The following is a 12,835-nucleotide window of genomic DNA, read 5'->3' on the forward strand; positions in this document are numbered from 1 at the left end:
CGTCCCGTCGTCGCACTCCCGTGCACACCATCCGCGTCCCGCTGGTACTAGCCTAGCCGGAGACCTGGACCTGTTGCGGAGGGCCCGATCCCGCCACTCTTGGCCGGGCGATGGCAGGTGACGGTCTCCTGCACGCGGACAGGGGTGGACTAATGAGCGCCCAGCGAATCGCGCTGGTGCCCGGCGACGGCATCGGGCCCGAGGTCACCGCGCAGGCGGTCAAGGCGTGCGACGCCGCCGCCCAACGGTTCGGGCTGGACCTGGTCTGGGAAGACTACGAACTCGGCGCGGACTACTGGCGGATCACCGGCCAGGTCGTGCCGCCGGACGTGGAGCAGGAGCTGGCCAAGGCGGACGCCATTCTCTTCGGCGCCGTCGGCGACCCGTCGGTGCCACCCGGCGTGCTCGAACGCGGCCTGGTCATCCACCTGCGGACCGCCTTCGACCAGTACGTCAACCTGCGGCCGGTCAAGCTGCTGCCCGGGGTGCCCTCGCCCATCGGCGGGCTGCGTCCCGAGCAGTGCGACCTGGTGATCCTGCGGGAGAACACCGAGGGCGCCTACGTCGGCGCCGGCGGCTTCATCCACCGGGGCAGCCCGGACGAGATCGCCACCCAGGAGTCGGTCAACACGCGCAAGGGGGTCGAACGCCTCATCCGGCACGGTTTCCGGCTGGCCCTGACCCGCCGCAAGCACGTGACACTGGTGCACAAGGCGAACATCCTCACCTTCGCCGGCGACCTGTGGCAGCGGACCTTCGAGGAGGTCGCGGCGGAGTACCCGGAGATCGCGGTGGACTACGTGCACGTCGACGCGATGTGCCTCTACCTGGTCACCCAGCCGGAGCGGTTCGACGTGGTGGTCACCGACAACCTGTTCGGCGACATCATCACCGACCTCGGCGCGGCCGTGCAGGGCGGTCTCGGCCTGGCCGCGAGCGGCAACCTCAACCCGACCGGGTCGGCGCCGAGCATGTTCGAGCCGGTGCACGGCTCCGCGCCCGACATCGCGGGCCGGGGCTGGGCCAACCCCGCCGGCTCGATCCTCAGCGCCGCGCTGATGCTGGAGCACCTGGGCCACCCGGAGGCGGCCCGCAGCCTGGAGGACGGGGTGAAGGCGGTGCTGCCGCGCCTGGGCGCCATGCGCGGGCCGGAGATGGGCATGTCGACGGAAGACTTCGGGGACGCCGTCGCCGCCGCCATCAGCGAGGACGCGTACCAGGCGGACGCCCTGCCGGCGTAACACGGATGTGAGCACCGAATCGGCTGAACCGGACGACGGCGGGGACCTCACCCCGCCGTCGCCGTGTTGCGCGCCGAAACGCCCGCCCGCGCCCGGCGCCGGCGCGCCGTCGGGTGCGAGCGCCGTCCGTTCGGGGGGTACGGACGGCCTCGTCGCGCTGCCCGGCGGCGCGTTCCTCATGGGCACCGACGATCCGGAGGGCTTCCCGGAGGACCTGGAAGGGCCGGTCCGCCCGGTGACGGTGGCCCCGTTCGAGATCGCCGCGACACCCGTGACGAACCGGCAGTTCGCCCGCTTCGTCGAGTCGGCCGGCTACCGCACCGACGCGGAACGGTACGGCTGGTCCTTCGTCTTCCATCTGCTGCTGGCGCGGTCCGCACGCCCGTACGTGCTCTACGCCGCGGTGCCGGGGGCGCCCTGGTGGCTGGCGGTCGAGGGCGCGCACTGGGCGGCCCCGGACGGGCCCGGCTCGGGCCTGTCGGGACGCGAGCAGCATCCGGTCGTCCATGTCTCCCAGCGGGACGCCGAGGCGTACTGCGCGTGGTCCGGGACGCGACTGCCGGCCGAGGCCGAGTGGGAGTACGCGGCCCGCGGCGGGCTGTCCCAGGCGCGCTTCGCCTGGGGCGACGAGCTGACTCCGGACGGGCGGCACCGGTGCAACATCTGGCAGGGCGCCTTCCCTGCTGTCAACACCGCGGACGACGGTTTCGTGGGCACCTCTCCGGTGACCGCGTTTCCGCCGAACGGCTACGGGTTGTACGACGTCGCGGGCAACGTTTGGGAACTCACGGCCGAACCCTGGCGCGACCGCCGAGGACGCATCTCACCAGGTGAGAGCGTCATCCGGGGCGGTTCATACCTCTGCCACGACTCCTACTGCAACCGTTACCGCGTGGCCGCACGGAGTCGGACCACCGTTGACTCCTCAAGCGGCAACACCGGATTCCGCGTGGCACGGTAGTCAGACGCCGATTGGTACCTGCCGACCCCGCTGAACTGGCCCTTTTGCATCGGGTACCACGCTCCTAGTGTCCCGCCTCACAGGCTACGAGCGCCCTTGGCGTTCTTCGCGATGGGACACACGAATGAATCGGCTGAAGATAACGCTGCCCGCCGTGCTGCTCGCCACGGCGCTGGCTCTGACCGCGTGCAGTAGCGATGGTGACTCCGAGACCACCACCGGCGGTGGCGGTTCCGGCAACGGTACGGTCACCCTCGGTGCCTACCTGGAGCCGGTGAGCCTCGACCTGACCGCCGAGGCCGGCGCCGCGATCCCGCAGGTCCTGCTCTACAACGTGTACGAGGGCCTGGTGCGCCAGAACGCGGACACCGGTGAGGTGGAGCCGCTGCTGGCCAGCGAATGGAAGATGTCCGACGACGGCACCAAGTACACGTTCAAGCTCCGCGACGGCGTGACCTTCCACGACGGCCAGAAGCTCACCGCGCAGGACGTGGTGTGGAGCTTCAAGCGGGTGACCGCGGAGGGCTCGACGAACCCGTTCAAGTCGCAGATGACGGTCGTGAAGACCGTCGAGTCGCCGGACGCCTCCACGGTGGAGGTGACGCTGTCGCGGCCGAGCCAGAGCTGGCTGTTCGACGTCGCCGGCCGCGTCGGCGTGGTGCTCAAGGAGAACGCCACCGACCTGGGGACGAAGCCGAACGGCACCGGCCCGTTCAAGTTCGACAAGTGGAACCGGGGCGACAGCATCACCCTGGTGCGCAACGACGGCTACTGGGGTGAGAAGGCGAAGGTCGCCACCGCAGTCTTCCGGTACATCACCGACGCCAACGCGCTGAACAACGCGATGCTCTCCGGTCAGCTCGACATCGTGGCGAACATCCAGGCGCCGCAGCTGCTCGAGGTGTTCAAGGGCAACAAGCAGTTCGAGGTGGTCGAGGGCAAGACGACCGGTGAGGTCGTCCTGTCGATGAACAACAGCAAGGGCCCGCTGGCCGACGCCCGGGTGCGCCAGGCCATCCGCCACGCGATCGACCACGACGCGCTCATCAAGACCGTCTGGTCCGGGTACGGGACGAAGATCGGCAGCATGGTGCCGCCGAGCGACCCGTGGTACGAGGACCGCACCGGCGACTTCCCGCACGACCCCGCCAAGGCCAAGCAGCTGCTCGCCGACGCCGGTCACGCCAACGGGCTCACCCTGACCATGGACGTCCCGCCGCCGGGGTACGCCCGCGCGTCGGCGCAGTTCGTCGCCTCGCAGCTCGCCGAGGTCGGCATCAAGGTGACCCAGAACAACGTCGAGATGCCGCAGTGGCTCGACAAGGTGCTCGGCAAGGCCAACTACGACCTGTCGATCATCGCGCACGTCGAGCCCCGTGACCTGGTTCGCTACGGCCAGCCGGAGTACTACTACCGCTACAAGAACCCGGCCGTCACGCAGCTCATGAACGAGGCCGACACGGCCCTGGACGCGGCGACCCGGGACAAGAAGTTCGCCGAGGCCGCGAAGGTCATCTCGCAGGAGGCCGCCAGCGACTGGCTCTTCCTGCTGCCGAACCTGGCGGTGATCCGCGACGGCGTCGAGGGCTACCCGAAGGACGCGGTGACCCAGTCCTTCGACGTCACCAAGGTGTCGAAGAAGTAACCCAGCTCCACGCACAGAAGGACCTGGTGGGCCCCGCCCACCAGGTCCTTCTTCGCATTCCCCACCCCCGCCCTCCTCGCCTTCCCTCCCCGCTCCCCGCTCCCCGCTCCCCGCTCCCGGCTCCCGGCTCCCGGCTCCCGGCTCCCGGCTCCCGGCTCCCGGCTCCCGCGATCTTGCAATTGCGGCCCTCGGCGTGGGGGATTTACCCCTTTCGCCGGGGCGCAAAGTGCAAGATCGACGGCCTGGAGGGGCGGACGCCGGATCCGCAGTGCCGCCGGCGCAGCGTGGCGACCCCTCCAAGGCAGGCGAATCGTCCTGCCGGCCCGCAGCGCGCGTTGCGTCGAGCGTCGAGCGTCGAGCGTCGAGCGTCGAGCGTCGAGCGTCGAGCGTCGAGCGTCGAGCGTCGAGCGTCGAGCGTCGACATGAGAATCGCCGAGCCAGGGCTGAACAGCGCACGCCCGCCTCGGCGTACGAGCACCAGCGCGCGGCGCAGGAGCCTGTGGAGGGCAGTCATCCCGACCCGCGTCCGCATACCCAGCAACGGGTCTGCTGCGAGGGTCCCGGCCCGTGCACGGCCCACTCCGTCGATCTTGGAGTTGTGGTGCCAAGAATGCCCCGTAAGCGAAGTGCGCGAGGGACCACAACTCCAAGATCGACGGGGCGCCGCCGAGCGCACCCCGGCCGCACCGGCCGAGCGCACCACGAACGCACCCCCGGGCGGGCTGAGGAACACAGCGAGGCGGGTCCCGTCCGGTATGGACGGAACCCGCCTCGATCGTTCACTCGCGCCTAGCTACCGGCGCGACGGTGAGACAGGGGGTGCGTGTCAGGCGAGCTGGTCGGAAGCCTGCCCCCGGCGGCGACCCCGCAGGTGCATGCCCAGCAGGCCGACGCCCAGGATGCCCGCGGCCAGCAGGCCGGTGGTCACGCCGGTCGGGACGCTGGGGCCACCGGCGTTACCGGAGGCGAGAACCATGCCGTTCTGCGAGTCCTGCTGAGTGGTGTTGCCGGCCGGAGCAGCCTTGGGCTTGGGCTTGCCGTTGTCGGCGGCGGGCGGCGCGGGGACCGGGGTCTGCGCCAGCGCCTGCGACGCCTGGGCGAAGGTCTCCGGGGTCACGGTCGGGGCGTTGCCCTGGGTACGCCACTGCTTCAGCTGCTTCATGCCCTTGCAGGCCGAGGGGTAGCGGTCGCAGTAGCTGGTGGTGTTGCCGATGCTCTCGGACGAGAGGACGGCCTTGGCGATGGCACGGGCCAGCGTGCTGGCGCCCGCGTTGAAGATGGCGTTCAGCTGACGGGTGTCGGCCGGGTCGTTGATCTGCAGCGCCTCGCCCTTGCCGGTGGAGACGGCGAAGACGGTGTCACCGTCGCCCAGGGTGTGGATCGGGCTGATCGCGCGGGCCATGCCGTCGTGCGCGTTGCCGGACATCCGCTGGGCGGCGGCCTTCTCCAGCGGCGCGTTGGTGGCGACCACGGCGATCGTGGTGTTCGCCGGCTGCTGGGCGGCGGTGCTCGGCGGGTTGCACTCCTTCTTCTTGGGAGCCTTGTAGCCGGCGAACTCGTCGCCGATGCCGAACTTGACGCCGTACAGGGTGCAGTCGGCCGGGTCGACCGGGGAGCCGGCCGGGTTGACGATCACCATGGCGCCGACGTAGATGCCGTCACCGAGGTGAACGCTGGCGGTGCCGACGCCGCCGCGCAGGCCGCCGCCGCGGGCGCCGGTGCCGCCGCCGACGCCGCCCTGACGGACCGGACCGTCCGAGGTGGCCTGCGCCGCGAGGTAACCCCACTCGGCGGAGGTACGCGCCTTCGGGTCACCGCCGCGGCCGAGGTCGAAGATGTCCGCGGCCGGGACGATCGGGGCGACGCCGCCGGCGCCGACGCGTACGCCCTCGCCACGGTCCTCGAGCCAGCGGATGATGCCGTTGGTGGCGGACAGCCCGTACATGCTGCTGCCGCCGAGCTGGATCGCGTTGACGCCCGGGTTCGAGTTGAGCGGGCTGAGGAGGTCGGTCTCCTTGGTGGCGGGGGCACCGCCACGCTGGTCCACGCTGGCCACCGACATCTGCGGCATGTACACGACCGAGGTGCCGGTCAGGTACGGGGCGATGTCGGACTGAACCTGGCCGACCTGGATTCCGGGAACGTCGGTGATGGCGTTGTGGGCGCCCGGCGCGCCGGCGGCGGGATTGGCCGACGCGGGCGAGCCGCTGACGAGCACGAGTCCCGGACAGACCAGGGCAGCCGCGGCGAGCGCGGCAAATCTGGACGACTTCATGGAGCTTCTCCCATGCGAAGCACTGCGACTCCCGCCCAGCTTGGGACGGTCGCGGCATTGGTCAACTGCGGAGTCCCCCGTGTACACGACGGTGATGTGGGGGAGGCTACTGGTCAGACCAGTTGAAGGGAAGAGCCGCTCAGTTAATGGCCGATCTTGCATCATCCGAGGTCAGGCCACATCGGGTTGTTTCAGAGCAATACGTCCACCATCGAGCGCCGGGGCTCCGGCACGTACTCGGTGTAGTAGCGGTGCAGCTCCTCGCGGGTCAGCCGGGCGACCTCGTCGGCCTCGCCGGCCCGCATCGCGTCGAGGACGCGACGGTGGTGGGCGAGCGTGCGCTCCATCAGCGCCTCGCGGTCCGGAGCCTCGGCGAGCTTCGTGGAGATCAGGTCCAGCACCATGCTGCGCACCGCGTCGAGGCAGAGCACGAGCAGCTCGTTGCCCGACAGGCGGGCGACGTGCTCGTGGAAGCGGACGTCCGCGGCGCTGAAGGCCTCGTAACCGTCGGCCATGGCGTCCCTCATCCCCGCCAGCGCCTGCTCCAACTCGTTCAACTCGGACGGTGACGCCAGCCGGGCGGCGACCGACCCGGCCGCCGATTCGATGATCATGCGGAACTGGAGCAGCTCCGCCACGCCGAGCCGCCGGCTTTCCACGACCCGGGCGAACAGCTTGCGCATCGCCGAGGCGGTCGACGCGATCACCTGGGGCCCGAGCGGGTCACCCGGGCGGGAACGGATCAGGCCGCTGCTCTCCAGGACGCGCAGCGCCTCGCGCACGGTGGACCTGCTGACGTCGAACTGGGTCGTCAGCTCGCGCTCGCTGGGCAGCCGGTCCCCCGGCCGCAGGTCCCCGGCGGCGATCCGCTCCTCGACCTGCCGGACGATCCCCTCGTACGCCCTCACGGTGCGCACTGGAGCGAACGAGACACCCTTCGGCATGGCGAACCTCCCGACGCACGGCGGCCTCGCGCCGCTAAGAACAACGGTACGGGTCGTTGGCCCGTCGGGCGGGGAGGGTCAGGCCGCGGGAGGCGGCGAGCCCATCGACACGTCGTCGACCTTGATGTTGATCTCGTCGACCCGCAGCCCGTACGCCTCGACGGCGGACGCGACAGCGATCCGCACCTCGTCGGTCACCTGCGGAACCGGGTGGCCGGCCTCGATCACGAGGACCAGGTTGATCACGGCTGCGCCGTTGGTGACGTGGGCCGTGCAGCCCCGCCGGGCGTCGCCGACCTGGTCGAGCCCGACCCGGTCGAGCACCGCGTTGAAGAACCGGGCCACGTCACCGCCCAGCTCGGCCACCCCGGGCACCCCGCGGGTGGCGGCCACCGCGATCTTCTCCACCACCTCGTCGGAGACATGCGTGGTCCCGCCCGCCACCGCGTCCGGCGTCACCTGAAGTTCCTGGGTCGCCTCGTCAGCCATGCTCTCCCACCCGTCGCACCGCCCCGCGCCGACGGCGTGGGGCGGTGCGAGCGTACTGGACGGAGGCGGTCCGCAGTGGACGGACGCGCGGTTCAGCGCGCCCCGGCCGACTCCAGCTCGCCGATCCCGTCCAGCCCGCCGGAGGCGCCCGGCACCGGGTGCGGCCCGGCGTCACCAGCTGCCTGCTCGCGGCGCCGCAACCACCGGTCGACGCCGAGGTTGAGCAGCAGGCCGACCGCGGCCCAGACCGCCACGACGGCCAGGTTCCGCCCGACGCCGACCCCGCCGAAGTAGACGAGCGACCGGGCCGTGTCCACAGCGGCGGGCAGCGGTAGGACGCCCTGGAGCGTCCGGAAGAACTCCGGCACCATGTAGACCGACAGGCCGCCGCCGGACGCGGGCACCCCGGCCATCATCAGCACCACCATCATCGGGATGATCGCGGCGAGGCCGAAGGTACGGGTGAACACGGCGGTCACCAGCGACACGGCGAAGATGGTGAGCGCGCCGAAGCCGATCATCTCCGGGGCGTGCCCGTTGACCGCGCCGATGATCACGTCGAACAGCAGCCACAGCCAGGCGGACATGCCGATCGCCCATCCGCCGAGGATCGGCAGGAACTGGCGCAGCCGCCGGATGTGCGGCGCTCCGCCGCGGAGCACTGCCAGCATCAGGAAGCCGGACATGATCCAGGACATGCCGACGTACAGGCTGTTGCTGCCCATCGTGTCGGTCTCGCTGAGCGGCGCCACGTCGGTGACCGCCAGCGGCGTCTGCTGCCCGGCGGCGACCTGGCGGAACATGGTCTGCACCATCATGTGCTGGCTGGACCCGGCGGCCGACGACGAGTACAGGGTGGCCTCGCCGCCCGGCGTCGCGGGCAGCACGTACGCGGCGACCAGGTCCTGGGCGAGGATGCGCTCCCTCGCCTCGTCCACCGACGCGGCCACGGAGATGTCGGCGACCCCGCCGAGACCGGCCCGCAGGCCGGCGGCGACCTGCTCCGCCTGCTCAGGGACCGCGGCGACCACCGCCACCGGGATGTCGTGCGGCTCGGGCTTGTGCATGGAGAAGCTCATCAGGCCCACCACGGCGACCAGGATGCTCAGCGGGAACGCCGCCACCGTCACGTACCGGAACCGCTTGGACCGCGGCGGGCCGCCGGCGAGCGCGGGCAGCGGCGTGTCCGGACCGTCGACCTGCGGCGCCTGCGGGATCGGCGCCCCGCCGCGCTCCTTGAGCAGGCAGAGCAGCACGGCGGCGACGATCCAGGCGGCGAGCGTCAGCAGGTGGACGCCGATGCCCCGACCGTCGAAGTAGAGCGCCGACCGCAGCGCCTCACCCGCCGCCGGCAGGGGCAGCACCCCGTGCAGGAACTGGAAGAAACCGGGCATCGTGTCGACCGGCAGCGCCAGGTTCGACGCGGGCATGCCCAGCACGACGAAGAACAGCATTCCGAGCAGGACCGCCAGCGGCCCCATCACCTTGGTGAAGAGCAGCTGGGCGAGACCGACGGCACCGGTCGTGAGCATGCCGACGCCGAGGAACGTGAGGTAGTGGCCGTCGACCGCGCCCACACCGGGTCCGAGGATCAGCCAGATGATCGTGCTGGTGAGCGCCGACCAGCCGGCCGCCAGCGGAACGAACCGCCGCAGGCGCAGCAGGTGCGGGGTGGCCATCAGGAGCATGCTCAGCGGTACGTAGCCGGCGAGCATCATGCCCATCGCGGCGAACAGCACCGAGATCCCGGCCCGGTCGTCGTCGGGCAGCGGCGCGACGTCCTCGGTCGTGGACGCCCACTGCTGCTGCACGGCGACCGGGGCGAGGAGCTGTTGCGCGGTGGCGGCGCGGGAGGCGCCGGCCGCCGACGCGGTGATGATTGTCGCCTGGTCCGACCCCGCGGCCGGGAGCTGCAACGCCCCGCTGATCTCCCGGTCCCGCAGGAGTTCCACGGCGGCGTCCCGGGACGCGACCAGCCGGGCCTCGGCCGGATCGCCGGGGGTGGCGTTGAGCGCGTCCACGACGCCCTGCGCCTGGGCGCCGCTGCCGACCACCGCCAACGGCATCTGCCGGGGGTGCGGTGAGTGCATCGTCGCCATGTAGGTCGCGAACATCATCGTGACCATGAGGAACGGCATGACGAAGAGGGCGACCGAGCGGACGATCCGCTCCTTGCGGTCGGCGGCGTTCGGCTCGGCGGTCGCCGGGTCGGTGGTGGGCTGCACAGGCATGCTCCGGAGGGGGTTCGCGGCTGCGTCGGCAGCCAGATGTAAGTCAAGTGACTTACGAAGTGTAGGCGACGCCGGCGCCGGACCACGAAACGACTAGGTTTGGCCTGCGCCACAGTCGGCGCGCGAGCCACGAGGAGAGGTGCGTTCATGGCACGGTCGGAGGCAGCCCGCGCCGCCCTGCTCGACGCCGCGGAACGCCTGTTCGCCGAGGAGGGGATCGCTCAGATCTCCGACAGCCGGGTGGCCGAGGTGGCGGGCAACACCAACCACTCCGCGGTGCGCTACTACTTCGGCGGGCGGGAGGGTCTGCTGCGGGCACTGGTCGCCCGGCACGTGGACGCCCTCGCCGAACCCCGCCGGGCGATGCCCGAGCAGCCCGACTCCGTCCTCGGCGACGTACGCAGTCTCGTGCAGCCGTCCATGGCTGTGCTCGCGAGCCTGCCCAGGCCGAGCTGGCGGGCCCGCTTCCTCGCCCAGGCCCTGCACGACCCGACGCTGCGGGTGCTGATGCGCGAGGCGTTCGAGTCGGCCTTCGTCGACCTGCCGGCCCGCGCGTCGCTGGCGTCGCGTCTGGCGCACCTCGACCGTGGGGTGGTGGCCGGCCGGTCGGCGCTGATCGCCCGCATCGTCATGACCGCCACCGCCGAGGTCGAGGCCCGGGCCGAGCAGGAGGGGCAGGACCCGCACTGGCTGGACGTCGGCGACTTCCTCGCCGACGCCATCGCCGGCATGCTGGCGGCTCCGGTCAGCCGACCCGGAGCCGCCAATCCACTCACCGACGCGGAACTCTGAGCCCGGAGGCGGACCGGCGGAACCCGGCGGCCCGAGCCTTCAGGAGCCGAGCTGCGCGAGCAGGTCCTCGGCTGCGGCGTACGGGTCCAGGGCGCCCTCGGCGACCTTGGTGGCGAGCGTCGGGAGCTGCGTACCGTCGCGCAGCGAGCCGATCCGGGCACGCAGCACGCCCAGCGCGATCGCCTCGATCTCGGCGGCGGCCCGCGTCTCCCGGCGGCGGCGCAGTTCGCCGTGGCGCTCCAGCCAGTCGCGGTGCTTGTCGATCGCGGCGGCGATGTCGTCGATGCCCTCGGCGCGGGCGGCGATCGAGCGCACCACCTGCGGACGCCACTCCCCCGGCCCGCGCTCGCCGAGCGCGATCATGCCCTGGATGTCGCGGACCGTGGCGTCGGCGCCGTCCCGGTCGGCTTTGTTGACCACGAAGACGTCGGCGATCTCCAGGATGCCGGCCTTGACGGCCTGGATCGCGTCACCCATGCCCGGCGCGAGCAGCACCAGCGTGGTGTCGGCGAGCGAGGCCACCTCCACCTCGGCCTGCCCGACGCCGACGGTCTCGACGAGCACCACGTCGCAGCCCGCGCCCTCCAGCACCCGCACCGCCTGCGGCGTGGCGGCGGAGAGCCCGCCCAGGTGGCCTCGGCTGGACATCGAGCGGATGTAGACGCCCGGGTCCGTCGCGTGGTCCTGCATCCGGACCCGGTCGCCGAGGATGGCCCCGCCGGTGAACGGGCTGGACGGGTCGATCGCCAGCACGCCGACCCGGTGACCGCGCGCCCGCAGCGCCCGGACCAGCTCGTTGGTGGTGGTCGACTTGCCCACCCCGGGCGAGCCGGTCAGGCCGACGACCTGGGCCTGCCCGGCGTACGGCGCGAGCGCCGCCGCGACCTGCGGCAACACCTCGTCACCGGACTCGACCAGGGTGATCAGCCGGGCCACCGCGCGGGGGTCACCCGCGCGGGCCCGCTCGACAAGCATGGGTACGTCCCGGCTGCGGCGCACCGGGCCGGTGGCCGCCGCCGGGGCGTTCTGTACGTCACTCACAGGTATCAGCTATCAGCTCTCGTCGCCGTTCGGCACATGGATGATCAGCGCGTCGCCCTGCCCGCCACCGCCGCAGAGCGCCGCCGCGCCGGTGCCACCGCCCCGGCGCTTCAGCTCCATCGCCAGCGTGAGCACGAGCCGGGCGCCGGACATGCCGATCGGGTGGCCGAGCGCGATGGCGCCGCCGTTGACGTTCACCTTGTCGGTGCCAACCCCGAGGTCACGGGCGGACTGGATGCCGACTGCCGCGAACGCCTCGTTGATCTCGATGAGGTCGAGGTCGTCGACGCTCAGGCCGCCCTTCTTGAGGGCGTGGTTGATCGCGTTGGACGGCTGCGAGTGCAGGGAGTTGTCCGGGCCGGCCACGTTGCCGTGGGCGCCGATCTCGGCCAGCCAGGTGAGCCCCAGCTCCTTGGCCTTGGCCTTGCTCATCACCACGACGGCGGCGGCGCCGTCGGAGATCGGCGAGGAGCTGCCGGCGGTGATGGTCCCGTCCTTGGTGAAGGCAGGGCGCAGCTTGCCGAGCGACTCGGTGGTGGTGTCCGGCCGGATGCCCTCGTCCTCGCTGATCACCACCGGCTCGCCCTTGCGCTGCGGAATGACCACCGGGGTGATCTCCTCGGCGAAGTGCCCGTTCTTCTGGGCGGCGGCGGCGCGCTGGTGGCTGGCCGCGGCGAACGCGTCCTGCTCCTCGCGGGTGATGCCGTGCTTCGCGCCGTGCCGCTCGGTGGACTCGCCCATCGAGCAGCAGTCCCAGGCGTCGGTGAGGCCGTCCAGGGCCATGTGGTCCTTGACCGCCACGTCGCCGTACTTGTAGCCCGAACGCTGGCCGAGCAGCAGGTGCGGGGCGTTTGTCATCGACTCCATGCCGCCGGCCACCACGACGTCGAACTCGCCGGCCCGGATGAGCTGGTCGGCGAGCGCGATCGCGTCCAGCCCGGAGAGGCAGACCTTGTTGATGGTCAGCGCCGGGGTGGACATCGGGATGCCGGCCTCGACGGCAGCCTGCCGGGCCGGGATCTGTCCGGCGCCGGCCTGGAGCACCTGCCCCATGATCACGTACTGGACCTGCTCGGGCGCGACGCCGGCGCGCTCCAGGGCCGCCTTGATCGCGATGCCACCGAGTTTGGTCGCGGGGAGGTCCTTGAGGTTGCCCAGCAGGCGCCCCATCGGGGTCCGCGCGCCGCTGACGATCACCGAAGCCATTGCCTGCCTC

Annotated in this window: 10 protein-coding genes; 4 read left to right on the forward strand and 6 right to left on the reverse strand. The window is 71.6% G+C overall.

Going from position 1 to position 12,835, the window contains the following annotated elements; translation table 11 throughout:
* Window positions 1-152: 152 nt before the first annotated feature.
* The 3 genes from MicB006_RS20405 (at window position 153) to MicB006_RS20415 (ending at window position 3,847) form a co-directional block, all read left to right on the forward strand.
* Complete coding sequence (locus tag MicB006_RS20405) at window positions 153-1,241, forward strand: 3-isopropylmalate dehydrogenase (protein ID WP_116508243.1); 1,089 nt, start codon at window positions 153-155, stop codon at window positions 1,239-1,241.
* A 7-nt stretch (window positions 1,242-1,248) separates the two neighbouring features.
* A complete protein-coding gene (locus tag MicB006_RS20410) occupies window positions 1,249-2,202 on the forward strand; it encodes a formylglycine-generating enzyme family protein (RefSeq protein WP_116508244.1) in 954 nt (317 codons plus the stop codon).
* A 124-nt stretch (window positions 2,203-2,326) separates the two neighbouring features.
* Complete coding sequence (locus MicB006_RS20415; RefSeq protein WP_116508246.1) at window positions 2,327-3,847, forward strand: ABC transporter substrate-binding protein; 1,521 nt, start codon at window positions 2,327-2,329, stop codon at window positions 3,845-3,847.
* 826 nt (window positions 3,848-4,673) lie between these two features.
* Here MicB006_RS20415 and MicB006_RS20425 read toward each other — a convergent pair.
* The 4 genes from MicB006_RS20425 to MicB006_RS20440 form a co-directional block, all read right to left on the reverse strand.
* Window positions 4,674-6,122, reverse strand: coding sequence for a P1 family peptidase (locus MicB006_RS20425; protein ID WP_116508250.1), 1,449 nt, complete (start codon window positions 6,120-6,122; stop codon window positions 4,674-4,676).
* A 191-nt stretch (window positions 6,123-6,313) separates the two neighbouring features.
* Window positions 6,314-7,030: a FadR/GntR family transcriptional regulator gene (locus MicB006_RS20430; protein WP_225980431.1), complete on the reverse strand. Its 717-nt coding sequence runs from the start codon at window positions 7,028-7,030 to the stop codon at window positions 6,314-6,316.
* Window positions 7,031-7,144: 114 nt separating this feature from the next.
* A complete protein-coding gene (locus MicB006_RS20435) occupies window positions 7,145-7,555 on the reverse strand; it encodes an Asp23/Gls24 family envelope stress response protein (RefSeq protein WP_116508254.1) in 411 nt (136 codons plus the stop codon).
* A 92-nt stretch (window positions 7,556-7,647) separates the two neighbouring features.
* Entirely contained in the window at window positions 7,648-9,786 is a 2,139-nt protein-coding gene (locus tag MicB006_RS20440) for an ABC transporter permease (protein WP_225980432.1), read from the reverse strand.
* A gap of 147 nt (window positions 9,787-9,933) precedes the next feature.
* Between MicB006_RS20440 and MicB006_RS20445 the strand changes: the two genes are divergently transcribed.
* Window positions 9,934-10,578 (forward strand): TetR/AcrR family transcriptional regulator, encoded by a 645-nt coding sequence (locus MicB006_RS20445; RefSeq protein ID WP_116508258.1) that lies wholly within the window; start codon window positions 9,934-9,936, stop codon window positions 10,576-10,578.
* Window positions 10,579-10,617: 39 nt separating this feature from the next.
* On the opposite strand, the gene meaB is transcribed toward MicB006_RS20445, so the two are convergent.
* Both meaB and MicB006_RS20455 read right to left on the reverse strand, forming a co-directional pair.
* The gene (gene meaB, locus MicB006_RS20450) at window positions 10,618-11,553 is read right to left on the reverse strand and encodes a methylmalonyl Co-A mutase-associated GTPase MeaB (protein ID WP_370013501.1); all 936 of its coding nucleotides are present in this window, start codon (window positions 11,551-11,553) and stop codon (window positions 10,618-10,620) included.
* Window positions 11,554-11,631: 78 nt separating this feature from the next.
* Window positions 11,632-12,825 (reverse strand): acetyl-CoA C-acetyltransferase, encoded by a 1,194-nt coding sequence (locus MicB006_RS20455; protein WP_116508262.1) that lies wholly within the window; start codon window positions 12,823-12,825, stop codon window positions 11,632-11,634.
* Window positions 12,826-12,835: the final 10 nt, after the last annotated feature.

This window comes from Micromonospora sp. B006, from assembly GCF_003408515.1.
Taxonomy (GTDB): domain Bacteria; phylum Actinomycetota; class Actinomycetes; order Mycobacteriales; family Micromonosporaceae; genus Micromonospora; species Micromonospora echinospora_A.